At 63.5% G+C, this 24,690-nt stretch carries 24 protein-coding genes; 18 read left to right on the plus strand and 6 right to left on the minus strand.

What is annotated here, in order from left to right; genetic code table 11:
• Nucleotides 1-1,233, minus strand: a complete 1,233-nt coding sequence (locus tag VUG52_RS07690) for a 3-methyl-2-oxobutanoate dehydrogenase (2-methylpropanoyl-transferring) subunit alpha (protein ID WP_050706720.1) — start codon at nt 1,231-1,233, stop codon at nt 1-3.
• A gap of 198 nt (nt 1,234-1,431) precedes the next feature.
• Here VUG52_RS07690 and bkdR point away from each other — a divergent pair, with 198 nt between their 5' ends.
• The 3 genes from bkdR (at nt 1,432) to VUG52_RS07705 (ending at nt 4,917) form a co-directional block, all read left to right on the plus strand.
• The gene (gene bkdR, locus VUG52_RS07695; RefSeq protein ID WP_028691050.1) at nt 1,432-1,920 is read left to right on the plus strand and encodes a Bkd operon transcriptional regulator BkdR; all 489 of its coding nucleotides are present in this window, start codon (nt 1,432-1,434) and stop codon (nt 1,918-1,920) included.
• A gap of 302 nt (nt 1,921-2,222) precedes the next feature.
• Complete coding sequence (locus tag VUG52_RS07700) at nt 2,223-3,464, plus strand: glutamine synthetase family protein (protein WP_262951852.1); 1,242 nt, start codon at nt 2,223-2,225, stop codon at nt 3,462-3,464.
• Between the two features lie 130 nt (nt 3,465-3,594).
• Nucleotides 3,595-4,917, plus strand: coding sequence for an MFS transporter (locus VUG52_RS07705; RefSeq protein WP_186714870.1), 1,323 nt, complete (start codon nt 3,595-3,597; stop codon nt 4,915-4,917).
• A 68-nt stretch (nt 4,918-4,985) separates the two neighbouring features.
• On the opposite strand, the gene VUG52_RS07710 is transcribed toward VUG52_RS07705, so the two are convergent.
• From VUG52_RS07710 to flgA, 4 genes are all read right to left on the minus strand, one after another.
• Nucleotides 4,986-5,729, minus strand: coding sequence for a flagellar brake protein (locus VUG52_RS07710; protein WP_050706717.1), 744 nt, complete (start codon nt 5,727-5,729; stop codon nt 4,986-4,988).
• 81 nt (nt 5,730-5,810) lie between these two features.
• Nucleotides 5,811-6,278, minus strand: a complete 468-nt coding sequence (locus tag VUG52_RS07715; protein WP_050706716.1) for a flagella synthesis protein FlgN — start codon at nt 6,276-6,278, stop codon at nt 5,811-5,813.
• Nucleotides 6,279-6,325: 47 nt separating this feature from the next.
• Nucleotides 6,326-6,640, minus strand: a complete 315-nt coding sequence (gene flgM, locus VUG52_RS07720) for a flagellar biosynthesis anti-sigma factor FlgM (RefSeq protein WP_050706715.1) — start codon at nt 6,638-6,640, stop codon at nt 6,326-6,328.
• 177 nt (nt 6,641-6,817) lie between these two features.
• Nucleotides 6,818-7,567: a flagellar basal body P-ring formation chaperone FlgA gene (flgA, locus tag VUG52_RS07725; protein WP_331832646.1), complete on the minus strand. Its 750-nt coding sequence runs from the start codon at nt 7,565-7,567 to the stop codon at nt 6,818-6,820.
• 63 nt (nt 7,568-7,630) lie between these two features.
• Between flgA and VUG52_RS07730 the strand changes: the two genes are divergently transcribed.
• Complete coding sequence (locus tag VUG52_RS07730; RefSeq protein ID WP_050706714.1) at nt 7,631-8,560, plus strand: chemotaxis protein CheV; 930 nt, start codon at nt 7,631-7,633, stop codon at nt 8,558-8,560.
• Between the two features lie 51 nt (nt 8,561-8,611).
• On the plus strand, nt 8,612-9,439 hold the full coding sequence (cheR, locus tag VUG52_RS07735) for a protein-glutamate O-methyltransferase CheR (RefSeq protein WP_050706713.1): 828 nt from the start codon (nt 8,612-8,614) through the stop codon (nt 9,437-9,439).
• Between the two features lie 76 nt (nt 9,440-9,515).
• Here the strand turns inward: cheR and VUG52_RS07740 are convergent, their stop codons facing one another.
• On the minus strand, nt 9,516-12,116 hold the full coding sequence (locus VUG52_RS07740) for an autotransporter family protein (protein WP_331832647.1): 2,601 nt from the start codon (nt 12,114-12,116) through the stop codon (nt 9,516-9,518).
• 334 nt (nt 12,117-12,450) lie between these two features.
• Here VUG52_RS07740 and flgB point away from each other — a divergent pair, with 334 nt between their 5' ends.
• The 13 genes from flgB (at nt 12,451) to VUG52_RS07805 (ending at nt 24,664) form a co-directional block, all read left to right on the plus strand.
• On the plus strand, nt 12,451-12,858 hold the full coding sequence (gene flgB / locus VUG52_RS07745) for a flagellar basal body rod protein FlgB (RefSeq protein WP_050706712.1): 408 nt from the start codon (nt 12,451-12,453) through the stop codon (nt 12,856-12,858).
• Nucleotides 12,859-12,860: 2 nt separating this feature from the next.
• The gene (gene flgC, locus VUG52_RS07750) at nt 12,861-13,304 is read left to right on the plus strand and encodes a flagellar basal body rod protein FlgC (protein ID WP_050706711.1); all 444 of its coding nucleotides are present in this window, start codon (nt 12,861-12,863) and stop codon (nt 13,302-13,304) included.
• A gap of 15 nt (nt 13,305-13,319) precedes the next feature.
• Entirely contained in the window at nt 13,320-14,018 is a 699-nt protein-coding gene (gene flgD, locus VUG52_RS07755; RefSeq protein WP_186735515.1) for a flagellar hook assembly protein FlgD, read from the plus strand.
• A gap of 30 nt (nt 14,019-14,048) precedes the next feature.
• Complete coding sequence (gene flgE / locus VUG52_RS07760) at nt 14,049-15,422, plus strand: flagellar hook protein FlgE (RefSeq protein WP_050706709.1); 1,374 nt, start codon at nt 14,049-14,051, stop codon at nt 15,420-15,422.
• A gap of 72 nt (nt 15,423-15,494) precedes the next feature.
• Complete coding sequence (locus VUG52_RS07765) at nt 15,495-15,680, plus strand: hypothetical protein (protein ID WP_050706708.1); 186 nt, start codon at nt 15,495-15,497, stop codon at nt 15,678-15,680.
• Between the two features lie 250 nt (nt 15,681-15,930).
• Entirely contained in the window at nt 15,931-16,128 is a 198-nt protein-coding gene (locus VUG52_RS07770; protein WP_262951822.1) for a hypothetical protein, read from the plus strand.
• A 217-nt stretch (nt 16,129-16,345) separates the two neighbouring features.
• Nucleotides 16,346-17,086 (plus strand): flagellar basal body rod protein FlgF, encoded by a 741-nt coding sequence (locus tag VUG52_RS07775; protein WP_262951823.1) that lies wholly within the window; start codon nt 16,346-16,348, stop codon nt 17,084-17,086.
• Nucleotides 17,087-17,134: 48 nt separating this feature from the next.
• On the plus strand, nt 17,135-17,920 hold the full coding sequence (gene flgG, locus VUG52_RS07780; protein WP_050706704.1) for a flagellar basal-body rod protein FlgG: 786 nt from the start codon (nt 17,135-17,137) through the stop codon (nt 17,918-17,920).
• Nucleotides 17,921-17,999: 79 nt separating this feature from the next.
• The gene (gene flgH, locus VUG52_RS07785) at nt 18,000-18,695 is read left to right on the plus strand and encodes a flagellar basal body L-ring protein FlgH (RefSeq protein WP_050706703.1); all 696 of its coding nucleotides are present in this window, start codon (nt 18,000-18,002) and stop codon (nt 18,693-18,695) included.
• Nucleotides 18,696-18,707: 12 nt separating this feature from the next.
• Nucleotides 18,708-19,817 (plus strand): flagellar basal body P-ring protein FlgI, encoded by a 1,110-nt coding sequence (locus tag VUG52_RS07790; protein ID WP_028691033.1) that lies wholly within the window; start codon nt 18,708-18,710, stop codon nt 19,815-19,817.
• A gap of 10 nt (nt 19,818-19,827) precedes the next feature.
• A complete protein-coding gene (gene flgJ / locus VUG52_RS07795) occupies nt 19,828-21,021 on the plus strand; it encodes a flagellar assembly peptidoglycan hydrolase FlgJ (RefSeq protein ID WP_262951824.1) in 1,194 nt (397 codons plus the stop codon).
• Between the two features lie 12 nt (nt 21,022-21,033).
• Nucleotides 21,034-23,082, plus strand: a complete 2,049-nt coding sequence (gene flgK / locus VUG52_RS07800) for a flagellar hook-associated protein FlgK (RefSeq protein ID WP_262951826.1) — start codon at nt 21,034-21,036, stop codon at nt 23,080-23,082.
• A 13-nt stretch (nt 23,083-23,095) separates the two neighbouring features.
• Nucleotides 23,096-24,664 carry a flagellar hook-associated protein 3 gene (locus VUG52_RS07805; RefSeq protein WP_262951827.1) on the plus strand — a complete coding sequence of 523 codons (1,569 nt, stop codon included), beginning with the start codon at nt 23,096-23,098 and terminating at the stop codon, nt 24,662-24,664.
• Nucleotides 24,665-24,690 lie beyond the last annotated feature (26 nt).

A 24,690-nucleotide genomic window follows, 5' to 3' on the forward strand; every position in this document is an offset into this window, starting at 1 on the left:
TCAGACCCCCAGTTCCTGGCGCTGACGGCGCAGGTGGTCGGGCATTTCCTTGTACACGTCCTCGAACATCGAGGCGGCGCTGGGGATATGGCCATTGCTCAGGGTGCCGAACTGCTCGGCGTCCTTCTGCGCCTTGATCACCTCGGCCTCGAGCTCGGCGGTGACCGCCTGGTGCTCTTCCTCGGACCAGTGGCCGAGCTTGATCAGGTGCTGTTTCAGGCGGGCGATCGGGTCGCCCAGCGGGAAGTGGCTCCAGTCGTCGGCCGGGCGGTACTTGGACGGGTCGTCCGAGGTCGAGTGCGGGCCGGCGCGGTAGGTGACCCATTCGATCAGCGTCGGGCCCAGGCCACGGCGGGCGCGTTCGGCGGCCCAGCGCGAGGCGGCGTAGACGGCGATGAAGTCGTTGCCGTCGACCCGCAGCGAGGCGATGCCGCAACCCACGCCACGACCGGCGAAGGTGGTCGACTCGCCACCGGCGATGGCCTGGAAGGTCGAGATCGCCCACTGGTTGTTGACCACGTTGAGGATCACCGGGGCGCGGTAGACGTGGGCGAAGGTCAGGGCAGTGTGGAAGTCGGACTCGGCGGTGGCGCCGTCACCGATCCACGCCGAGGCGATCTTGGTATCGCCCTTGATCGCCGAGGCCATGGCCCAGCCGACTGCCTGGACGAACTGGGTCGCCAGGTTGCCGCTGATGGTGAAGAAGCCGGCTTCGCGCACCGAGTACATGATCGGCAGCTGGCGGCCCTTGAGCGGGTCACGGGTGTTGGACAGCAGCTGGCAGATCATGTCCACCAGCGACACCTCGCGGGCCATCAGGATGCTCTGCTGGCGGTAGGTGGGGAAGCACATGTCGCTGCGGTTCAGGGCCAGGGCCTGGCCGCTGCCGATGGCTTCCTCGCCCAGGCTCTGCATGTAGAAGGACATCTTCTTCTGGCGCTGGGCGACCACCATGCGGCTGTCGAAGATGCGCGTCTTGAGCATGGCGCGCATGCCTTGGCGCAGCACCTGCGGCTCGATGCCCTCGGCCCAGGGGCCGACGGCGTCGCCATGCTCGTTGAGCACGCGCACGAGGCTGTAGGAGAGGTCCGCCGTGTCGGCAGGCTCCACATCGATAGGGGGTTTACGGACTTGACCGGCGTCGTTCAGGCGCAGGTAGGAGAAATCGGTCTGGCAGCCTGGCCGGCCTGTAGGCTCGGGCACATGCAGACGCAGGGGGGCGTACTCGTTCATGCTTTTTACGCTCGCTCGAATGTTGTTTTTGTGAGCTTTGAAGCGGCCGCCGCTGACTGCCGGCTCGTGACTGGCAGGTCAGCGTCTTTTTACATCATAGGGGGACGGCAGGAGAATTTTTCTCTCAAGTTCATTGCCTTTGTCCGGCGGCGCAGATAAACATTCCGTACAAACACAAAAACCAGGTCAATTTCTCTCATGCGTAAACTGGATCGAACGGATATCGGCATCCTCAACAGCCTGCAGGAAAACGCCCGGATCACCAACGCGGAGCTGGCGCGCTCGGTCAACCTGTCGCCCACGCCGTGCTTCAACCGCGTCAAGGCCATGGAGGAGCTGGGGGTGATCCGCCAGCAGGTCACGCTGCTGTCGCCCGAAGCGCTGGGGCTGGATGTGAATGTGTTCATCCACGTCAGCCTGGAAAAGCAGGTGGAGCAGTCGCTGCACCGCTTCGAGGAGGAGATTGCCGAGCGCCCGGAGGTGATGGAGTGCTACCTGATGACCGGGGATCCGGATTACCTGCTGCGCGTGCTGCTGCCGAGCATCCAGGCGCTGGAGCGTTTCCTCGACTACCTGACGCGCTTGCCCGGGGTGGCGAACATTCGCTCCAGCTTTGCCTTGAAGCAGGTGCGCTACAAGACCGCGCTGCCGTTGCCGGCCAATGGCATGACGTTGCGTGAGCAGTAACCTGGGCTGGCCCTTTCGCGGGTAAACCCGCTCCCACGGGAATCACGCCACCCTCCAGGGCCAAGATGACCCTGTGGGAGCGGGTTTACCCGCGAAGAAGGCTCCACGGTCCCTGGGGTGCTTGATATTTTAAACACCCCCGGCCTATGTTGTGTGCGTCGCCATTCCCGGCATGCGAACACAACAAGAAGGACAGCGTCATGACGACCGAAGGCCCGCGCAACCAGGCAGCGTTCCTGAAGGGCATCGATGAAATCGAGTGCGTCACCCCCGACCTCAACGGCGTGCCCCGCGGCAAGGTGATGACCGCCGAGGGCTTCCTCGAGGGCCGCCGCCTGCAGATGGCCCGCGGCGTCCTGCTGCAGTGCATCATGGGCGGCTACCCGGCGGCCAAGTACTACGGCAGCGACGACGGCGACCTGGCGCTGGTGGCCGAGCCCTCGCAGATCCACCGCCTACCCTGGAGCGACGAGCCGCGGGCGCTGGCCATCTGCGACGCGGTGGAGCTCGATGGCACGCCCTCGGGGCTGTCCAGCCGTGGCCAGCTCAAGGCGGTGATCGCCCGTTATGCCGAGCGCGGGCTGGCGCCGGTGGTGGCGACGGAACTGGAGTTCTTCGTCTTCGCCGCCAACAGCGACCCGACCCAGCCGTTCCAACCGCCGCTGGGCAAGGACGGACGCCGGGAATTGGGCCACTCGGCATTCAGTGTCAGCTCCAACAACGGCCTGCGCCCGTTCTTCAACGAGGTGTACCGCTGCATGGCGGCGTTGGGCCTGCCGCGCGACACCTTCATGCACGAGATGGGCGTCAGCCAGTTCGAGATCAACCTGCTGCACGGCGATCCCTTGCTGCTGGCCGACCAGACCTTCCTGTTCAAGCACCTGCTCAAGGAGGTCGCGCTCAAGCATGGCCTGACCGTGGTGTGCATGGCCAAGCCGCTGGCGCACACGCCCGGCAGCTCGATGCATATTCACCAGAGCCTGGTCGACATCGCCAGCGGGCGCAACGTGTTCAGCGACGAGCAGGGCAGGACGACCGACATCTTCCATCATTTCATCGGTGGCCTGCAGGCCTGCCTTGCCGACTTCACCGTGCTGTTCGCGCCGAACGTCAACTCCTACCAGCGCCTGTGCCACCCCTATGCGTCGCCGAACAATGCCTGCTGGTCCGAGGACAATCGCGCAGCGGGCCTGCGCATCCCGGCCAGCTCGCCTGCGGCGCGGCGAGTGGAGAACCGCCTGCCGGGCGCCGACGCCAACCCTTACCTGGCCCTCGCCGCGAGCCTTGCCGCCGGCCTGCATGGAATCGAGCGGCAGCTTGCGCCGACGCCGGCGATCCAGGGCGAGTTCGAAGTCCCCGAGCACCTGAGCCTGCCTTGCACCCTGCACGCCGCGCTGGAGCGCCTCAAGCGCAGCAACCTGGCGCGGGAACTGTTCGGCAGGGAGTTCATCGAAGGCTACATCGCCACCAAGACCCTGGAGTTGAGCGATTTCTTCGATGAGATCACGCCCTGGGAGCGCCGCGTGCTCGCCGCGCAAGCCTGAGCGCGACACGACCGCTACTGGATGCGCCCCCGGCGGCCGATTTCGCGGTCGGGGGCCTGCGCCGCGGTGGATTTGCTTTTATGCTTGGCAGCAACCCCGCGCCACCAGATCAAGGAGCTTGACGGGACGTATGCGAAATATCTGGAAGCCGTTTCAGTCGTTGTACTTCGCCGCCCTGATGATGCTGATCGGTTCGGGCCTGCTCAGTACCTACCTGGCCCTGCGCCTGGCCGCCGACCATGTCGACAGCCTGTGGATCGGTGCGCTGATGGCGGCCAACTACTTCGGCCTGGCGGTGGGCGGCAAGGTCGGGCACCGGCTGATTGGCCGGGTCGGGCATATCCGCGCCTACGCCACCTGTGCCGGCATCGTCGGCGCGGCAGTGCTCGGGCACGGGCTGACCAGCTGGCTGCCGGTGTGGATCGGACTGCGGATGATCGTCGGCCTGGGGATGATGTGCCAGTACATGGTCATCGAGAGCTGGCTCAACGAGCAGGCCGATGCCAAGCATCGCGGCGCGGTGTTCAGCGGCTACATGATCGCCTCGTATCTTGGGCTGGTGCTTGGCCAGTTGATCCTGGTGGTGCATCCGCAGCTGGGGCCTGAGTTGCTGATGCTGGTGGCGATGTGCTTTGCCCTGTGCCTGGTGCCAGTGGCCATGACCCGGCGCATCCACCCCGCGCCGTTGCGACCGGCGCCGATGGAGCCGAAGTTCTTCATCAAGCGCGTGCCGCAGTCGCTGTCCACGGTGCTTGGCTCGGGTCTGATCGTCGGTTCGTTCTATGGCCTGGCGCCGCTGTATGCGTCCAGCCAGGGGCTGTCCACCGAACAGATCGGCCTGTTCATGGGCAGTTGTATTTTTGCCGGCCTGCTGGTGCAGTGGCCGCTGGGCTGGTTGTCCGACCGCTATGATCGCGCCGTGCTGATCCGCAGCGTGGCGATCGGCCTGGCGCTGGCCTCGGCGCCGCTGGCGATCCTGCCAGGCGTGCCGTTGGCGCTGTTGTTCGGTATCGGTTTCGTCATATCGCTGTTGCAGTTCTGCCTGTATCCCCTGGCGGTGGCGTTTTCCAACGACCATGTGGAAAGCGAGCGGCGGGTCTCGTTGACGGCCATGCTGCTGGTCACCTATGGCGTGGGGGCCTGCATCGGGCCGCTGGCGGCGGGGGTGCTGATGAAGCTGCTGGGCGCGCAGATGCTGTACGCCTTCTTCGTGTTCTTCGCCCTGGTGCTGGTCTGGCGCATTCGGCCCAAGGCGGTCACCGGGCTGCACCAGGTCCAGGATGCGCCGCTGGGGCACGTGGCCATGCCGGCGGCGGGCTCGCCCTTGTCGGCGGCCCTTGACCCTCGGGTGGACGAGCAGACCGTGCAGGAGGTGATGCAGGCGCCGGTGGCGGCGGAGGATACCGAAGAGGAGGCCGGCGCGGAGCGCGAAGGCGAGGTGAGCAAATCCTAGCCTGTTGGTGTTGGGCCTGAATGAAAAACGCCACCCATTGGGTGGCGTTTTTCATGTCCTGGCGACGCTCAATAGTCGTCTTTGTCGAACCGCCGCGCCTCGCGCTGCAGCTGGTAGACGAAACTCTCGATCTTGCGCTGCGCCTGGCCGTTGAGGTTGTGGAAGCGCACCCCGGCGAAGGTGGTGTTGATGCGTTCCTCGAAGTGCAGGTGGCGCAGTTCGACCAGGGTGTCGGTCAGCCCCAGTGGGGTGCTGGCCTTGAAGCGTTCATAGACCTGGCCCAGTTGCAGGCGGTCCTCGACGTTGCCGTCGAAACGCAGCTTGCAGCCGGTGGCGGAAATGTCCAGCAGCTTGCCGCGCAGGGCACCGTTGCCCTTGAGGTGGGTTCCGTCAAGGACGATGTCGACCAGTTGCGACAGCTTCAGCGCGGCGCGAAAGGCGTTGCGGCGCTGGTGGTAAGTCACTTCCTCGGGCAGCGGGCCACGGTAGCAGCGGTTGCCGTCGATCTCACTGATGGTCAGCGCGGTGTTGGATTCCCAGGCGATGCGCACACCGTCATGGAAGCCTTCGACACGGAACGGTTCACCGTTCTCGATGTACTTCTCGCCGTCGCGGGGGATCATTTCATCCAGCGCCAGGACGCCGCTGTCCCGGTCGACATGCACCACGTAGCTCTGAAACCGCTGGCTGCGCTCATGGAAGCTGATGATCAGCGGGTCGTGGCTCTCCAGCAGTTGGCGCAAGTTCGCCGTGATCTCCAAAGGGGTGCTCAGCACCTTTGGTGGCTGGGGAGCATCGGATTCATTGAACACGGGTAATCAATCTCCAGGCAAATACGGCACACGCAAGTAACGGCATTATGCCAGTATGTTCCGTGCCTTGATCAGGGTCAATCAGACTTGGCCGATGGCCCTGGGCTTGTCCATTGGCGAGGTCGCGCCGCGGCTGTCATAGAGCGACGGAGAGTCGCCGCCCATGAGGATTCTGATCTGGTTGGCCGTGGCGTACTGCTGCATCTGGATGATCCGGCCATTGTTCTCGTTGACCTTCTGGCAGGCATCCATCAGCTGGGTGAGCTCATTGAGCTGCTGCATGATGAGTTCGCCGTTGGCCGACTGGTCGGCCACCGCCTGCACGCCCGCGCGGTCGGCGCTGAGGCCCAGATCGATGAGCAACTGGTTGCGCCGCTGTCCCTGCTGCTCGAGCAGCACGACCAGCGACTGCTTGCGCGCAAGGATATGCTCCAGCGCCATGATTTCCCGGCCATGCAGGGAAACTGCCTCCTTTTGCAGAAGGTCGAGCAGTTCCTGGGTCGGCGCGATGTCGTCTTCGATCAGTTGCAGCAGGGTGATGTCGTGCATGGCTAACTCTTGGCGTTTTGCGTCCTTGAAGTCAGCGCCCCTGGAGGTCAGCGCTGGGCTTCGAAATCAAGCAGTTTGCTGGCGACCCGGTCGGCATCGACCTTGTAGCTGCCATCTGCGATGGCCTGTTTCAACTCGGCCACGCGGGCGCTGTTGACGGTCGGCTGATCGCGCAGCTTGTCGCTGATCTTCTGCAATTGCTGGGCCTCTGGGCTCAGGTGTACCGCTTCTCCGCTGGCACTGGCGTGCTTGGGCGCTGCGCTGGCCTCGCCGGATTTGTCGGCGTTGCCCGGCGCGGCATTGCCGCGAACGCCGCCCGTGACGGACGGAGAATTGTTGAGACGACTGAAGTCGATGACCATGTTCAGAACCCCTGGGAATTAGGACGCATGCCTTGCTTTCGGCCTACCCGAGCAAAACTTTAGGCGTGAATGCATCACCGCCTCTCGGCACACGTGCGCAACCCGATCTGTGACACAGTTTAGGGGGCGCGGTTCCACATCGCCAGCGTTGCGTCACTATCCCGACGCAGTGCAGCCCTACATGGCCACCTCGACCTGCCCCGGGCCCGTGACGCGGGCCTTGACCACGCGTTTCGAATTCAGGTTGCGTACTCGGATCTGCGTCTGCAGGCCACCTTTGTCCAGGGCCTCGCCGGGCATGCGTACGCTCAGGCTGCCGCTACGGGCGATGATCACCACGTGATCACCCTTGCGCACCACATCGGCCTGCTCCAGGTGCTGTTGCGTCAGCACCTGGTCGAGCACCGTGGGTCGCAACAGCTTCAAGCCCACGGCCTGGTCAAGCTGGGTCAGGTAGCCGACGCCGAGGGTGCCCACATCGCGTTCGCGCAGGGCCACATCGCCTTCACCCACCACGCTTTCACGTTTCAGGGGGCGAGTCATGACCACCACGTCGCGCATCAGGCGCACCTGGGCGGGGACGAATACCGTCCAGGGCGCCGTGCCGTCGCAGCGGACCCGTACCGTGACTCGTCCCAGGGGCGTCGAACCTTTCAGCGAGGCGTCCAGCTGCTGGCTGCACAGCGGCATGCGCAGGCGTGGGTCGAGGCTGTTGACCTGGATCTCGTAGCGGCCCGGGGTCTGGGTGGTCGCCAGGTAGTCCTCCACGGTGAATTCAAGAAACCCTTGAGTGACACCGATAAGCTGTTCAGGCAAGGTAAAAGAGTCCGCCAGCGTACGAATGCCGGGTGCCAGCAGGCACAGGGCGGCCAGTGAGCCGGTCAACAGGCGCGTCAGTCGTCGGAAATTTGTCGTTTTCGTGTACATGGCGTTCAAAAAAGCAAAGCCCGTGCCGATTCGGTGCATAGGCAATCGTTGAAGGAGTCTGGCATGGCTGGAGTGATGGATTCGGTCAACCAGCGCACGCAACTGGTGGGGCAGAATCGCCTGGAGCTGCTGTTGTTTCGCCTCAATGGCGATCAGCTCTACGGCATCAATGTGTTCAAGGTGCGGGAGGTGCTGCAGTGCCCGGACCTGACACTGCTGCCCAGGTCCCACCCGGTGGTGCGCGGCGTGGCCAACATTCGGGGGGCGACCATCCCGATCCTGGACCTGTCGATGGCCACCGGCCTTCCGCAGTTGAAGGAAGAAACGCGCAACAGTTTCGTGATCATCACCGAGTACAACACCAAGACCCAGGGCTTCCTGGTGCATTCGGTCGAGCGCATCGTCAACATGAACTGGGAAGAGATCCATCCGCCACCCAAGGGTACCGGACGCGATCACTACCTGACCGCCGTGACCCGGGTCGACAACCGCATGGTCGAGATCATCGATGTGGAGAAGGTGCTGGCCGAGGTGGCGCCGTCGTCCGAGTCGGTGTCCGATGGCGTGATCGATGCCGAAGTGCAGGACAAGGCGGTGATGCTGCGGGTGCTGACGGTCGATGACTCGTCGGTGGCGCGCAAGCAGGTGAGCCGTTGCCTGCAGACCGTGGGGGTCGAGGTTGTGGCGCTCAACGACGGTCGCCAGGCCCTGGATTACCTGCGCAAGCTGGTGGACGAGGGCAAGCGTCCGGAGGAAGAGTTCCTCATGATGATCTCGGATATTGAAATGCCGGAAATGGACGGCTATACCCTCACGGCGGAGATCCGCAGCGATCCGCGCATGCAAAAACTGCACATCTGCCTGCATACTTCGCTGTCCGGGGTATTCAACCAGGCGATGGTCAAGAAAGTCGGTGCCGATGACTTCCTGGCCAAGTTCAGGCCGGATGACCTCGCCCAGCGCGTGGTCGATCGGATCAAGGCAAGTCATTGAAACGGCCGGGGCCCGTCCCCGGCGCTAGCGATTTAAGAAGAGGCGGCAGCATTGTCTACGGGTAATTTGGATTTCGAACAGTTCCGGGTCTTCCTGGAGAAAGCCTGTGGCATCCTGCTGGGCGAGAATAAGCAGTACCTGGTCTCCAGCCGTCTCAACAAGCTGATGGAGCAACAGGGCATCAAGTCGCTGGGCGAACTGGTGCAGCGCATCCAGACCCAGCCACGCAGTGGCCTGCGCGAACAGGTGGTCGATGCCATGACCACCAACGAGACGCTGTGGTTTCGCGACACCTACCCGTTCGAGGTGCTCAAGAGCAAGGTGATCCCGGAGTTCATCAAGAACAATCCGGGCCAGCGCCTGCGCATCTGGTCGGCGGCCTGTTCGTCCGGTCAGGAGCCGTACTCGATCTCGATGTCGATCGACGAGTTCGAGCGCACCAACCTCGGCCAGCTGAAGATGGGGGCGCAGATCGTCGCTACCGACCTGTCGGGTGCCATGCTCAACAACTGCAAGACCGGCGAGTACGACAGCCTGGCCATCGCCCGCGGCTTGTCGCAGGAGCGCCTGCAGCGCTACTTCGACCCAAAGGGTCCGGGGCGCTGGGCGATCAAGTCGCCGATCCGCAGCCGCGTCGAGTTCCGTTCGTACAACCTGCTCGACAGCTATGCGCCGCTGGGCAAGTTCGACATCGTGTTCTGCCGCAACGTGCTGATCTACTTCTCGGCCCAGGTCAAGAAGGACATCCTCATGCGCATTCACGGCACCCTCAAGCCCGGTGGCTATCTGTTCCTGGGGGCGTCCGAGGCGCTCAACGGGCTGCCTGACCATTACCAGATGGTCCAGTGCAGCCCGGGGATCATCTACCAGGCCAAGTAAGGCTGGGCGAAAAAAGGCCGGTATCCTGCGATACCGGCCTTTTTGTTTTCGCTGCGGGCTTGCCTGTGATGGCGTGTCAGAATGCGTAGCGCAGCCTGGCCGAGAACACGTCGGCATCGAAGCCCGACTTGCCCACGTAGTCATAGCTGACGCCGACGCTCACCGCACCCAGCTTGTAGTCCGCCCCCAGCCCGGCCTCGTAGCTGTTGCGCGCCACGCTGGCGCCATGGCTGACGAAAGGTGTGGTGCCCAGCACGAAGGTCGCGGTGTTCTGCACAGGATCCGCGGCGAAGTCGCGGTAGGCCATGACTTTCAGCTGTGGCTCCAGGATGCCGGCGCCGAGCGGCAGTTGGCTGGCCACGCGCACGCCGGCGCCCAGCTCGATGGCCTCGTAGCGCTGCGCCTCGACCTTGAGTGCGGCGGCCGAGCCTTTCTCGTTGAAGCGGTCGATGTCGACGCGGCTGTAGCGCGCCGCCAGGCGCGGCTCGACCAGCAGTCGCGGATTCAGCTGCCAGCTGTAGCCGCCCACCAGGTTCAGGCCCAGCAGGTTGCTGTCATAGTCCGACTTGGCCCGTGTGCCCGCGACCTCGCGCTTGCCTTGGTTGTCGTTGAAACCGTAGGTCAGGCTGGCGTCGACGAAGTAGTTGTCCAGGGTGTAGCTGCCATATAGCGAGAAGGCGTGGCTCTGCACCTGGGTCTTGTTGCCGCGTTTGCCGTTGACGTCGGTGTCGATGAAGCTGTAGGCCGCGCCGAGGGTGAGCTGGTCGTCCAGCTGGCCATCGGCGCCGACCGCCACGCCGCGGCTGTAGGCGGTGTAGCCGGCAATGCCATCGCGCTGCTGCTGGCTGGCGTCGCTGTACAGCGACTGCATCCACACGCCGGAGGCGCGGCGTGCCTCGTCGGCGCGAGGGGCGCGCAGGCTGCTGGAGCGGTTGTCGATGGCGTTGCCGATCAGTCGCTGGCTGGCCATGGCGGCCTGGCGGGCGCCGTCGCTGACGTCCGGCGCCAGTTGCTCGGCGAGCCTGGCCAGTTGCGCCTCGTCGGCGCTGGCGGCGGCGAGGAACAGTGGGTCCTGGTTGCCCAGGCGTGCCAGCAGGCCGGCTTCGGCCAGGTTGCCCAGGGCACGCTGTGCATTGCTGTCGCCACCCTGTTGGGCGACGATCTGCGCCAGGTCCTCGGTCGGCTTGGTGCTGACGGTGACGTAGACCTTGTTGTCATCGAGCGTGCTGCTCAGCACGTTGAGCATGGCCGAAGTGCTGGCGATCTGGGGCTTGGCGCTGACCTGCAGGCCGCTGGCGTCGAGGACCTGCACCTGGCCGGCCTCGAGCAGCAGGTAGCGGCTGCCGCTGGCCTCGAAGTCGGTGTCCTCCGGCTCCAGCAGGATCCGCGCGTTCTGGGCGAACTCGGCGATGCCGCTGACCTTGAGCACTGCCGTGTCCGGGTCGGTGCTGCTTGCCAGCCACAGGCCCAGCGCCGAGTTGTCGGCAATCCTCAGGTTGCCGTCGAGGGTGGTGTGAAGGCTGTGCAGGGTGAAGGTAGTGGGTGGCTCGCTGCTGTTCCCCACATCGATCCAGCCACCGTTTGCCAGGCGGATGCTGTTGCTGCCGGGGGATCCGTAGGCGACGCCATAGGTGCTGTCGCCTTCGACCTCGATGTTGGCCAGGCCGACAAGGTCGCCGTAGATCTTGCTGCCCTGGCGCATGATCAGCTCGACCGGGCGGTTGCTGGCGGTGGCGTCGATGGCGACTTTGGCCCAGATCTCACCGCTGTTGAAGATGTTCAAGTCACCGTTGGCCTTGTATCCGGGTTGCAGGCCGGGACCGTCGAAGGCGGTGTTGCCGATGCGGATGGCGGTGTCGCCGGCCACGATCCTGCCGCTGTTTTCGACATGGCGTCCCAGGCTGTCGAACAGGGTCGCGCCGTCGAGCACGATGGCTTGGGAGCCTTGGTCACCAGCGAAAATCTGGCCCTGGTTGTCGATGCCGGCCAGTACGGTCGGCCGGTTGGCGGCATCCGTGGTGGCGTGGATGGCGATGGCGCCCGGGCCCGTCGCGCTGATCTCGCCGCGGTTGACCACCCGCTCTTCCAGGTTCGCTCCTGCCAGGTTGATGGCCCGCGAGTTGCGGCCTATGGCGATGATGCGGGCGCCTGCGGCATTGATCAGGCCGCCATGGATGCGGCTGATGTTGCTACCGGAGCTGGACAGGTCGATGCCATAGGTGGGGCCGCCATTGTTGTAAGAGAAGCTGCTGCCGGCCTTGAGCAGCCCTTGGTTGGTCAGGTCGTCGTCGACTGTGCTGGCGCTCAGGCGCAGGGCGGCACCATCGAGGCTGGTGGTGATCACATGGCCGTTGTTGGTCAGGAAGCCACCGATGTTGGTGCCGCTGATGCGGATACCGTCGCTGCGATGGATCAGGTCGACAGCGTTCGTGTCGTTGTCGTTGATTGCACTGCCAAGCGTCATGTTGCCCGCCACCAGGCTGTTCGCGAGAGCGATCGCGTCCTGCTGGCGGCCGGTGAAGCTGCCGGTGAACTCGAGGTCGTCGGCAAAGGACTGGTGGTCACCCCTGTAGCCGGCATCGGTCAGTGCAATGGTCTGGGGCAAAGCCAGGGCGGGGGCGGGAATGGCGCCGATCAGGAGGGCCAGGAGGGTCTTGCGCAGGTTAAGCGGTGGCACGGTTTCGTTCCTTTGAAATCGTAATGAAAGCGGCGCGCATCCATGCGGGCGACAACCGTGATGGCGTGGGCTGGTGCGCGAGGACGCGGATGCTATCGCGATTGGTGGCTAAATGACATGTCGAATTGACGTCAATTTTTTGTTTTGCCGCTTTTGCCGCCTGGCAATTGCCGCTTGCCGAGTTCGATGCGGAAGCACATTGCCGCTTTTCTGGCATCGCCAGTGTCCTGATATCTGGCTAGCCCCCGCTTTACTGGGGTTGCGCAGGTTGGCACAGCCCTTGCTAAAGCCTAAGCCAACGAAACTCTGGTCAACCTTTGAAGGTTTCCCCGATATGAGCATCAGCTTCGACAAGGCGCTTGGCATCCACGAAAAGGCATTGGGCTTCCGTGCCCAGCGTGCCGAGGTGCTGGCCAACAACATCGCCAACGCCGACACGCCCAACTACAAGGCGCGCGACATGGACTTCTCGTCGGTGCTCGCCGCCGAGGCCGACAAGCAGCAGAAGGGGCGCATCGCCCTGGATCGCACCAACAGCCGCCACATCGAAGCCGAAGGCCTGGCGATGATGGACGACACCCTGCAGTACCGCACGCCGATGCAGCCGTCGATCGACCAGAACACCGTGGATGCGCAGATCGAACAGTCGAACTACGCGGAAAACGCCGTTGGCTTCCAGGCCAGCTTCACCCTGCTCAACAGTAAATTCAAAGGGCTGGTATCGGCCCTGCGTGGAGAGTGACCATGTCCCTTGCCAGTGTCTTCAACATCGCCGGTAGCGGCATGAGCGCGCAGAACACGCGCCTGAACACCGTTGCCTCGAACATCGCCAACGCCGAGACGGTGTCCTCGAGCATCGACCAGACCTACCGCGCTCGCCATCCGGTGTTCGCCACCACCTTCCAGAACGCGCAGAACGGCATGGGCCAGTCGCTGTTCGAGGAGCAGGGCGAGGCCGGGCAGGGCGTCCAGGTCAAGGGCATCATCGAGGACCAGAGCAACCTCGAGGCGCGCTACGAGCCCAATCATCCGTCGGCGAACAAGGACGGCTACGTCTACTACCCGAATGTCAACGTGGTCGAGGAGATGGCCGACATGATCTCCGCCAGCCGTGCATTCCAGACCAACGCCGAGCTGATGAACACCGCCAAGAACATGATGCAGAAAGTGCTGACCCTGGGTCAGTGATAAGGAATCCCGATCATGGCAGTCGAAAACCCCAGCGTGAACCTCAATGATGTGCTGACGAAGTCCGGGGTCAGCACCGGCACCAAGAAAACCACCACCGAGCCTGTCGACAAGAACGCGCTGGGCAAGGATGCGTTTCTCAAGCTGCTGGTCACCCAGATGCAGCACCAGAACCCGCTGGATCCCCAGGACAACGGTCAGTTCATCGCCCAGCTGGCGCAGTTCAGCAGCCTGGAAGGCATCCAGACCCTGAACAGCTCGGTCAACTCGATCATCAGCGGCATGGGCTCGTCCCAGGCGCTGCAGGCCTCCTCCCTGGTCGGGCGTTCGGTGATCGTGCAGAACGACAAGGCCCTCTTCGATCCGAAGGAAAGCCTCAATGGCCAGGTGGTCGTGCCGCAGAACATCACCGACGGCAAGGTGACCATCAAGGACAAGGATGGCAACGTGGTCAAGACCATCCAGTTGGGCGAGCAGAAGAAGGGCACCGCCGATTTCATCTGGGACGGCACCAACGACAAGGGCGAAAAAGTCGAAGCGGGTACCTATACCTTTACCGCCACCACCACTGTCGACGGCAAGTCGCAGGAGATGTACACGATGCTGCCGGCCAAGGTCACCAGTGTCAGCTTCCAGAACGGCGGCGAGATGATGCTCAACCTTGCCGGGATCGGCAAGCTGGGCATCTCCAAAGTACAAACCATCGGAATCTAAGGCCGCTAGCACGGCATAAGGAGTGAATGCATGTCTTTCAATATCGGCCTTAGCGGTCTCTACGCCGCCAACAAGAAGCTGGACGTCACCGGCAACAACATCGCCAACTCCGAGACCGTCGGCTTCAAGTCGTCGCGCGCCGAGTTCGCCGACGTCTATGCCGGCGCCAACCGCCTGGGCGTGGGCAAGAACCAGGTCGGCAACGGCGTGCGTCTGGCCACGGTTTCCCAGCAGTTCGGCCAGGGCGACGTCAACAACACCGGCAACGTACTGGACATGGGCATCCAGGGCCAGGGCTTCTTCGTCCTGTCCGACAACGGTTCGCTCAGCTACACCCGCGCCGGTGCGTTCCAGACCAACAAGGACGGCTATGTCGTCACCTCCGATGGCCTGGGCCTGCAAGGCTATGGGGTCGATGCCAATGGCAAGATCATGAAGGGCGTGCTGACCGACCTGCGGATCGATACCTCGGCAATGGCGCCGAAGGCGACCACCCTGATCGACCAGGGCATCAACCTGAACTCCTCGGCCCCCGACATCCCGCTGGAGGTCCTGGACAATTCCACGCCGCCCGTGATGGTGCCGAACAAGCCGTTCGATCCGAAGGATCAGGCCACCTATACCAAGTCGTTCCCGACCAAGGTGTACGACAGTCAGGGCAACGAGCACGTCATGGAGCAGTTCTACCGCAAGACCGGCGAGAACCAGTGGACCATGTACACCCTGGTGGATGGCCGCAACCCCTACGACCCGAGCAAGACCACGCCGCTCATTGGCAACATCGACTTCAACCCCGACGGCAGCGTCAAGGCCATGACCGCCAGCCCTGACAACGTGCCGACCACGCCGGTGGGGACGTTCGACTGGAGCGTGGTCAACAATACCTTCACCATGAAGGGCTGGATCCCGGCCGCCAAGGACGCCGCGGGCAACTGGGGCTCCAACGGCTCGGTGGGCAATGCCGACGGTATGCGCCTGTCGATGAACAGCACCACCTCCTACAACCTCGAGACCGCGCGCAGCTCGCAGTCCCAGGACGGTTATGCCACCGGTGTCCTGTCGAACCTGTCGATTGACTCCACCGGCGTGATGTTCGCCAGTTTCAGCAACCAGCAGTCCCGCGCCATCGGCCAGGTAGCCATCGCCAGCTTCGCCAACGAGCAGGGCCTGCAGCAGGTGGGTGGTACCCGCTGGAAGGAAACCTTCGCCTCGGGTATTCCAGGTATCGACGCGCCAAAGACTGGCACCCTGGGCTCGGTGGAGTCCAACTCGCTGGAGGCTTCCAACGTCAATCTGACCAAGGAGCTGGTCGAGCTGATCAAGGCGCAGAGCTTCTACCAGGCCAACGCCAAGACCATCTCCACTGAAAGCACCATCATGCAGACCACCATCCAGATGACCTGATGGTCGCTGGCTGATCGTTTGTCGACGAACCCCTTTGCACGAAGGGGTTCGTTGTTTTCGAGGAAAGGCTCCATGAAAAAGCTGGTCGCTGCCGCTGTTGCGGCGCTCTGTCTGCTCCAGGCGCAGGCCGCGATGGCGCCCTGGTGGCGCTGGGAAAGCCAGGCCGACGGGCGCCTGGTGTGTTCGCAATGGTCGCCGGGCGAGGGCTGGAAACGCTTTGCCGGGCCGTTCGACAATGCTGGTTGCAGGTCGCTTTGACCAAAGGCAAAAAATGATGGCTTGAGGTCATCGATTGGCGGATTTGCTTCAGATATGATCCGCGCCATCTCACCCGTTCGTGTGACTGGAAGGCGTCATTTTCCAAAGGTCGGAACTCTTTGAAAGCAGTAAGAATACTGGCGCGAGCGTGCTGCCGGCAGCGCTTCGCGTGGCCTTGAAAAATGCCTGGTCGGCGCGGCACTGTTCTCCGGCGTGATCAACCTACTGGCGTTGATCGGCCCCCCTGTTCATGCTCGAGGTCTATGACCGGGGCATCCCCAGTCGCAGCCTGCCCACCCTGGTGTTCGCCGTGCTCGACATCATTCGCTCGCGGGTCATGTCGCGGATCGCTGTCGATTTGGGAGTGATGCTCAGCAACTGGTACGCCGGTTCGAACACCATCGAGTCGTTCCAGACCAACAACGGTGACACCTTCACCATCACCTGACAGGCAAGCGTCGCCTGACGGCGGCCGCAGGCGGCCAAGCCTTGCCGCTGTCAGGCACCCGCCGCCGAGATTTTGTCTCTCTGACAGCGTGCTTTTCGGCAAAGGCCCCGTAAACCGGGGTCTTTGTCGTTTCTGTGGCAATTGGCGCGAAACTTGCTCGAAGCATCGCACAGCCACGGCGACCGGCAATCGATCGCCCGTGCAGCGGAGGATGACTGTGGACAAGATGCTTTACGTGGCCATGACCGGCGCCAGCCAGAACGCGCTGGCGCAGAAGGCCCATGCCAACAACCTGGCGAACGTTTCCACCAACGGCTTCCAGCGTGATCTGGAACAGGCCCGTTCGATGCCGGTGTTCGGCGACAGCTTTCCGGCGCGTGCGTTCGCCATGAGCGAACGGCCGGCCACCGATTTCAGTGCCGGCCCGCTGGTGGAAACCGGTCGCGAGCTGGATGTGGCGGTCAGCGGCAACGGCTTCATCGCCGTGCAGGCCCCCGATGGCAGCGAGGCCTACGTGCGCACTGGCAGCCTGAACATTGACGCCCTTGGTGTGTTGCGCGCCGGCAACGGCATGGCGGTAATCGGTAATGGCGGTCCGATCGCCATACCACCGGAGCAGAAGGTCGAGATCGGCGATGACGGCACCATCAGCATCCGCGCCATGGGCGAGGACCCGCGGGTGATGGCCGAGGTCGATCGGATCAAGTTGGTAAACCCTGATATCAAGGGCATGACCAAGGGCCAGGACGGGCTGATCCGCACCGCCAGTGGTCAGCCGGCCGACATGGACGTGAACGTGCGCGTGGTGTCGGGTTTCCTCGAGGGCAGTAACGTCAATGCCGTGGAGGAAATGACATCGGTGCTGGCGCTGTCCCGACAGTTCGAGTTGCACGTCAAGATGATGAAAGCGGCCGAGGAAGGCGATCAAGCCATGGCTCGGGTTTTGCAGATCGGTTAATCACATTTGAACGGGTGCCGTAAAACAGGCGCACGAGGAGAACACTAAATGCTTCCGGCTCTTTGGGTCGCTAAAACCGGCCTGTCCGCCCAGGATACCAACCTGGCGGTCATCTCGAACAACCTGGCCAACGTCTCGACCACTGGTTTCAAGCGTGATCGCGCCGAGTTTCAGGACCTCTTGTACCAGATCAAGCGCCAGCCCGGTGCGCAGTCCACCCAGGACAGCGAGCTGCCTTCGGGCCTGCAGGTCGGTACCGGTGTACGTATCGTCGGCACCCAGAAGAACTTCCAGACCGGCAGCCTGCAGACGACCGAGAATCCGCTGGACATGGCGGTCAACGGGCGTGGCTTCTTCCAGGTGCTGCAGCCTGACGGCACCGTCTCCTATACCCGCGACGGCACCTTCCACCTGAACTCCGACGGCCAGGTCGTCACCGCCAACGGCTTCGCCCTGGAACCTGCGGTCGTCGTGCCGCCGGATGCCCAGACCTTCACCGTCGGCCAGGACGGCACGGTGTCGATCACTACCCCCGGCAACCCGGCCGCGCAGGTCATCGGCAACATCCAGACCGCCGACTTCATCAACCCGGCGGGCCTGCAGGCCATCGGCGGCAACCTGTTCCTCGAGACCGCCGCCAGCGGTGCGCCGCAGATTGGCACGCCAGGCCTGAACGGCTTCGGCCCCACCCTGCAGAAAACCCTGGAGGCGTCCAACGTCAGCACCGTGGAAGAGATGGTCAACATGATCACCACCCAGCGTGCCTACGAGATGAACTCCAAGGTCATCTCCGCCGCCGACAAGATGCTGTCGTTCGTCACCCAGCAGCTGTAAGCCCTGGCGGCCCGATCAAGGCGGGCCGCTGATCATCCGCTCGCTGTTGCAGCGCCTGTTTCACCATGAGGTAAGTGTCATGAGTCGTCTGTTGTCCGTATTCGCCCTGGGGGGGGTGGTGTTGCTGGCTGGTTGCGTTGCGCCGACGCCCAAGCCAAACGACCCGTATTATGCGCCGGTCCTGCCGCGCACCCCGTTGCCGGCAGCGGCCAACAACGGCTCGATCTACCAGGCCGGTTTCGAACAGGGCCTGTACACCGACCGCAAGGCGTTCCGGGTCGGTGACATCATCACCATCACCCTCAACGAGCGTACCTCGGCGAGCAAGAACGCCGGTTCCCAGATCCAGAAGAACAGCAAGGCCGACATCGGCCTGACCTCGCTGTTCGGCACCGTGCCCAATACCAACAACCCGCTGGGTAGCGGCGACCTCACGCTTGAGGCCGGTTACAGCGGCGACCGCTCCACCAAGGGCGACAGCAAGGCCACCCAGGGCAACACCCTCACCGGTTCCATCACGGTGACCGTGGCCGAGGTGCTGCCCAACGGCATCATCGCCGTGCGCGGCGAGAAGTGGATGACGCTGAACACCGGCGAGGAACTGGTGCGCATTGCCGGCCTGATCCGTGCCGACGACATCGCCACCGACAACACCGTGCCGTCCACCCGCGTGGCCGACGCGCGCATCACCTATTCGGGCACCGGCTCGTTCGCCGATGCCAGCCAGCCCGGTTGGCTGGACCGTTTCTTCATCAGCCCGCTCTGGCCCTTCTGAGTACGGATGACCATGTTCAACGCTAGGCGGTTGATTGCCGCGACCCTGCTTCTGTCCTGTGCGTTCGGTGCTCACGCCGAGCGCCTGAAGGATATCGCCAGCATCTCCGGCGTGCGCGCCAACCAGCTGATCGGCTATGGCCTGGTGGTGGGCCTCAACGGCACGGGTGACCAGACCACCCAGACACCGTTCACCCTGCAGACCTTCAACAACATGTTGTCGCAGTTTGGTATCAAGGTGCCGCCGGGGTCGGGCAACGTGCAGTTGAAGAACGTTGCCGCCGTGTCGGTGCATGCCGACTTGCCGGCATTCGCCAAGCCCGGCCAGGTGATCGACATTACCGTGTCTTCCATCGGCAACTCCAAGAGCCTGCGTGGCGGCAGCCTGTTGATGACGCCGCTCAAGGGTATCGACGGCAACGTCTACGCCATTGCCCAGGGCAATCTGGTGGTGGGCGGCTTCGATGCCGAAGGTCGCGACGGCTCGAAGATCACCGTCAACGTTCCGTCGGCTGGTCGCATTCCCGGCGGTGCCTCGGTCGAGCGCGCGGTGCCGAGCGGATTCAACCAGGGCAATAGCCTGACGCTCAATCTCAATCGTCCGGACTTCACCACCGCCAAGCGCATCGTCGACAAGGTCAACGAGCTGCTCGGCCCGGGCGTGGCCCAGGCCGTCGATGGCGGTTCGGTGCGGGTCACCGCGCCGATGGACCCGAGCCAGCGCGTGGACTACCTGTCCATTCTCGAGAATCTCGAGATCGATCCGGGCCAGGCGGTGGCCAAGGTCATCATCAACTCGCGCACCGGCACCATCGTCATCGGCCAGAACGTCAAGGTGTCGCCGGCGGCGGTCACCCACGGCAGCCTGACCGTGACCATCACCGAAGATCCGATCGTCAGCCAGCCGGGGCCGTTCTCCAATGGCCAGACCGCGGTGGTGCCGCGTTCGCGGGTCAATGCCGAGCAGGAAGCCAAGCCGATGTTCAAGTTCGGCCCGGGCACCACGCTGGATGAGATCGTTCGTGCGGTGAACCAGGTCGGCGCGGCGCCGAGCGACCTGATGGCCATCCTCGAAGCGCTGAAGCAGGCCGGTGCGTTGCAAGCCGACCTGATCGTGATCTGAGGACGCAGGGATGAATTCGAAGAGTCTTGTTTCCAGTCAGGCCGACAGCGGCGCCTACACCGACCTCAATCGCCTGGGCTCGCTCAAGCGCGGGGATCGCGACAGCGAGGGCAACATCCGCAAGGTGGCCCAGGAGTTCGAGTCGTTGTTCATCAGCGAGATGCTCAAGGCGTCGCGCAAGGCCAGCGATGTGATGGCTGACGAAGACAGCCCGATGAACAGCGACACGGTCAAGCAGTACCGCGACATGTACGACCAGCAGCTGGCGGTGAGCATGTCGCGCGAAGGGGGCGGTATCGGCCTGCAGGACGTGCTGGTGCGCCAGCTGTCGAAGAACAAGGCCGCGCGTCCGAACACCAGTCCGTTCCCGAGGATCGAAGGGCAGGCGCCGGCGTTGTGGGCCTCGAAAGTGGCCGAGCCCGCGCACATGGTCGAGAGTGGCGCTGCGCGTAACGATGTGGCTGCGCTCAACGCGCGGCGCCTGGCGCTGCCTGGCAAGCTCACCGATCGCTTGCTGTCCGGCATCGTGCCGTCCGCTGGCAATGCCGCCGCCAACGCCACGGCGCTGCCTGGGCGTGGCGATATCCCGCCCGGTGGCGTGGCCGTCGGCGACTGGGAGCCGGCGCGCAGCTTCGCGGCGCCAGGAGGCAACCTGCAGATTCTCGGTCGGGCCGTGGCCCAGCCGCCACTGGCACCGAAAAAGGCCTTCGCCGACAGCGACGCCTTCGTCGCCACCATGCTGCCGATGGCCGAGCAGGCCGCCAAGCGCATCGGTATCGATCCGCGCTACCTGGTGGCCCAGGCCGCGCTGGAAACCGGCTGGGGCAAGTCGGTCATGCGCAACCCGGATGGCAGCAGCAGTCACAACCTGTTCGGCATCAAGGCCACCGGCAGCTGGCAGGGCGGCGAGGCGCGGGCGATCACCAGCGAGTTCCGCAACGGCCAGTTCGTCAAGGAGACCGCGGCGTTCCGTTCCTACGACAGCTACCAGGACAGCTTCCACGACCTGGTGAGCCTGTTGCAGAACAATTCGCGCTATCAAGATGCAGTGCGGGCGGCCGATAAACCAGAACAGTTTGTGCGGGAGTTGCAGAAGGCCGGTTACGCCACCGACCCCAACTACGCCAGCAAGATCTCGCAGATCGCAAAACAGATGAAGTCGCAGCAGAGCTACGCAATGCTCGGTACCACCACGAAACTTTAAGGGCAGGAAACCATGGCGAGTTTGATCAATATCGGTATGTCTGGCCTGGGCGCCGCCCAGTCCGGGATGTACACCCTGGGTAACAACATCGCCAACGCCGATGTGGAGAGTTACTCTCGCCAGCAGATCGTCCAGAAGACCAAGGGTGGCCAGCAGGTCGGCCAGGTGTTCATCGGCACCGGCACCACGCTGTCCGATGTGCGCCGGGTGTACAACGCCTTCCTCGAGAACCAGCTGCGTTCCACCACGTCGCTGTCCAGCGACGCGAACGCCTACCTCAACCAGATTGGCCCGCTGAACAATGCCCTGTCCAGCGCCGATACCGGTATCACCGCGGCGCTCAAGAGCTTCTTCAGCGCGATGCAGGATGCCTCGGCCAAGCCCACCGAGGATGCCTCGCGGCAATTGCTGCTGACCAGCGCCCAATCGCTCGCCAAGCGCTTCAACAGCCTGTCGGCGCAGTTCAACCAGCAGAACAGCAACATCAACAGCAACATGGCGGCGACGGCCGACCAGATCAACAAGCTGACCGCGACGATCTCCGAGTACAACCAGCAGATCGTCAAGATGACCGCCATCACCGGCAAGCCCAACGACCTGCTCGACCAGCGCGACGGCGCGGTGCGCGAGTTGAACAAGCTGATCGGCGTGGACGTGGTCGAGCGTGACGGCAACTACGACATCTACCTGAAGAACGGCCAGTCGCTGGTGCTGGGCAACACCACACAGACCCTGGGCGTGGAGCCCGGGCCGACCGACCCGTCGCGCATGAACCTGGTGCTCAATCGCGGCTCGACCAAGATGGACATCACCGACAGCACCACCGGCGGCGAGCTGGGCGGTCTGCTGCGCTACCGCAAGGACACTCTGGACCCTGCGCTCAACGAGCTGGGTCGCGTGGCCCTGGCGGTGGCCGATGCGATCAACAGCCAGCTGGCCCAGGGCATCGACAAGAACGGCGAGTTCGGCGCGATCCTGTTCGGCGACATCAACAGCGCCGCCGCCATGGCCGGGCGCAGCGTGCCCAAGCTGGGCAACAGCCCTGGCTCCGGCAACCTCGATGTGAACATCAAGGACACCGGCAAGCTGACCACCAACGACTATCAGGTGACGTTCACCAGCGCCAACGAGTACACCGTGCGCCGCCTGCCCGACAACACCGAGATGGGCAAGTTCGACATCACCGCCGATCCGCCGCCGGTGATCGACGGCTTCACCCTCAATCTGCGCGGTGGCGCGCCGATCGCCGGCGACAGCTTCAAGATCACCCCCACCCGCAATGCCGCGGCCAGCATCGAGACGGTGCTCACCGATCCCAAGCGCCTGGCGATGGCCAGCCCGCTGACCGCTACCAGCGGCTCGGGCAACAAGGGCACCGGGCTGATCGGCCAGCCCACGCTGACTTCCGAGCTGGACATCTACGATGCCGCCCAGCGCGCCGACCTGCAGACGGGGCTCAAGTACTCGACGCCGGTCAAGCTGGTGTTCGGCGACGAGAAGACCTCGCCCCAGACCTACACCATGTTCGATGCCAAGGGCAGCCCCATCGGCAGCGGCACGATCATCCCCGGCCAGGAGAACAAGCTGCAGCTGTCCGTGCCGATGGTCGATGGCAGCGGCAACCCGATCAACGACGCCAGCGGTACGCAGAAGAAGTTCACCTTCGAGATGAGCATCTCTGGCGCCCCGAAGGGCGGCGACAACTACACCGTCTCGCTGACCGGCGCCGGCTCGGCCGACAACCGCAACGCCCAGTCGGTGATCAACCTGCAGACCAAACCCACCGTCGATACCGGTGCCGACGGCAAGGGCATCAGCTTCACCGATGCCTACGCCAAGCTGGTGTCCAACGTTGGTGGCAAGACCAACCAGGCCGAGATGGACAGCAACGCCACCCAGGCGCTGCAATCCTCCGCCCTGACCAGCCGCAACTCGAGCTCTGGCGTGTCCGTGGACGAAGAGGTCGGCAACCTGGTCAAGTTCCAGCAGTACTACACCGCGTCGTCGCAAATCATCAAGGCGGCCCAGGAAACCTTCGCCACTTTGATCAACAGCCTTTAAGGAGCCGTAGACCGTGCGCATCTCCACCCCGCAGTTCTACAACAGCAGCAGCGCCAACTACGAGCGCACCTTCGGCAACGTCAACAAGACGACGCAGGAAGCCAGCGACTTCATTCGCGTGCGCACCGCCGCCGACGATCCGGTCGGCGCTGCGCGCCTGCTGCAGCTCGAGCAGCAGCAGAACATGCTCGATCAGTACAAGGGCAACATCACCAACGTGCGCAACGCGCTGGGCAGCAGTGAAAGCACGCTCAATGCCATTGGTTCGATCCTGCAGCGTGTCAACGAACTGGCTGTCAGCTCCGGCAACGGCGGATTCACCGACGCCGACCGCAAGGCCAACGCCTCTGAACTGGCTTCCCTGGAAGACCAGCTGTTCTCGCTGATGAACAGCAAGGATGAAAACGGCAAGTACCTGTTCTCCGGCTCCAAGGGCGATACCCAGCCTTACGTGCGCAACTCCGACGGCACCTACAGCTACCAGGGCGACCAGAGCAACCTGATGCTGCAGGTCGGCGACATGCTCAGCCTGGCCGCCAACGAGACCGGCTACAGCGCCTTTGAGCAGGCGCTCAACACCAGCCGCAGCGAGACCCGCCTGACCGCGCCGGCCACCGATGACGGCCGGGTCAGCCTGTCCAATGGCCAGGTATCCGGCAACACCACCTACAATGATCGTTTCCGCAGTGGCGAGCCTTATAGCATTCAGTTTACCAGCAGCACCGAGTACAAGATCCTTGATGCCGGCGGCAACGATGTGACCTTGGAAGCCAGTCAAGGTGGCAAGTTCGACCCCAAGGGCGACAACACTACAATCAGCTTCCGCGGCGTCGACCTGCGCCTGAAGATCAGTTTCAAGGCCGGTGACGAGGCCAATCCGGATGCCGCCATCGCTGGTCACAGCTTCAACCTGAGTTCCAAGGCCGACTCGATCGCCGGGACCCGCAGCCCAGGCAATACCTCTTCGGCGCAAGTCACCGATGCGACCATCAGCGATCCGGCTGCCTACAAGGCCGCGTTTCCGGGTGGTGGTGCGGTGCTCAAGTTTACCAGTGCCACCGACTTTGAACTGTACGCTTCGCCGATGACCGCCGACAGTCGCCCGATCTCCAGCGGCACACTCAGTGGCACCACAGCCACCGCTGCGGGTGTGACGTTCGATCTGGCAGGCGCGCCGAATGCCGGCGACTCGTTTGCGATCAAGGCTGACACCCACCAGAACCAGAACATTCTCAATACCATCAGCCAATTCCGTACCGCGTTGAACACTCCGCAGGACAACGACCCGGTGGCACGGCAGAACTTCCTCGCCGCGCAGGATGCGGCGCTGGGCAATATCGCCAGCGGCCTGAACCAGGTGTCGTCGTCGATCTCGGCCATCGGTGGTCGTGGCCAGGCGCTGGACGTGCAGGCGGAAACCAACGAAGCCCTTGCCGGTGAAAACACCAAGACCCAGAGCTCTATCCGCGACAGTGATCCGGCTGAAGTCATGTTGCGCCTGGAAATGCAGAAGAACATGCTGCAGGCTTCGATGCAGTCCTTTGCCAAGATCGCGGGTCTGTCGCTGGTCAACTACATCTGATCCTTCCTCGTGTCATCGGCTGCGCA

The sequence above is a fragment of the Pseudomonas sp. LH21 genome (genome assembly GCF_036549575.1).
Taxonomy (GTDB): Bacteria; Pseudomonadota; Gammaproteobacteria; order Pseudomonadales; family Pseudomonadaceae; genus Aquipseudomonas; species Aquipseudomonas peradeniyensis.

Coding starts and splice junctions, on each gene's coding strand:
- VUG52_RS07690 (WP_050706720.1), bottom strand. CDS start 1,233: ATGAACGAGTACGCCCCCCTGCGTCTGCATGTGCCCGAGCCTACAGGC.
- bkdR (WP_028691050.1), top strand. CDS start 1,432: ATGCGTAAACTGGATCGAACGGATATCGGCATCCTCAACAGCCTGCAG.
- VUG52_RS07700 (WP_262951852.1), top strand. CDS start 2,223: ATGACCGCCGAGGGCTTCCTCGAGGGCCGCCGCCTGCAGATGGCCCGC.
- VUG52_RS07705 (WP_186714870.1), top strand. CDS start 3,595: ATGCGAAATATCTGGAAGCCGTTTCAGTCGTTGTACTTCGCCGCCCTG.
- VUG52_RS07715 (WP_050706716.1), bottom strand. CDS start 6,278: ATGCACGACATCACCCTGCTGCAACTGATCGAAGACGACATCGCGCCG.
- flgM (WP_050706715.1), bottom strand. CDS start 6,640: ATGGTCATCGACTTCAGTCGTCTCAACAATTCTCCGTCCGTCACGGGC.
- flgA (WP_331832646.1), bottom strand. CDS start 7,567: ATGTACACGAAAACGACAAATTTCCGACGACTGACGCGCCTGTTGACC.
- VUG52_RS07730 (WP_050706714.1), top strand. CDS start 7,631: ATGGCTGGAGTGATGGATTCGGTCAACCAGCGCACGCAACTGGTGGGG.
- flgB (WP_050706712.1), top strand. CDS start 12,451: ATGAGCATCAGCTTCGACAAGGCGCTTGGCATCCACGAAAAGGCATTG.
- flgC (WP_050706711.1), top strand. CDS start 12,861: ATGTCCCTTGCCAGTGTCTTCAACATCGCCGGTAGCGGCATGAGCGCG.
- flgD (WP_186735515.1), top strand. CDS start 13,320: ATGGCAGTCGAAAACCCCAGCGTGAACCTCAATGATGTGCTGACGAAG.
- flgE (WP_050706709.1), top strand. CDS start 14,049: ATGTCTTTCAATATCGGCCTTAGCGGTCTCTACGCCGCCAACAAGAAG.
- VUG52_RS07765 (WP_050706708.1), top strand. CDS start 15,495: ATGAAAAAGCTGGTCGCTGCCGCTGTTGCGGCGCTCTGTCTGCTCCAG.
- VUG52_RS07770 (WP_262951822.1), top strand. CDS start 15,931: ATGCTCGAGGTCTATGACCGGGGCATCCCCAGTCGCAGCCTGCCCACC.
- flgG (WP_050706704.1), top strand. CDS start 17,135: ATGCTTCCGGCTCTTTGGGTCGCTAAAACCGGCCTGTCCGCCCAGGAT.
- flgH (WP_050706703.1), top strand. CDS start 18,000: ATGAGTCGTCTGTTGTCCGTATTCGCCCTGGGGGGGGTGGTGTTGCTG.
- VUG52_RS07790 (WP_028691033.1), top strand. CDS start 18,708: ATGTTCAACGCTAGGCGGTTGATTGCCGCGACCCTGCTTCTGTCCTGT.
- flgJ (WP_262951824.1), top strand. CDS start 19,828: ATGAATTCGAAGAGTCTTGTTTCCAGTCAGGCCGACAGCGGCGCCTAC.
- flgK (WP_262951826.1), top strand. CDS start 21,034: ATGGCGAGTTTGATCAATATCGGTATGTCTGGCCTGGGCGCCGCCCAG.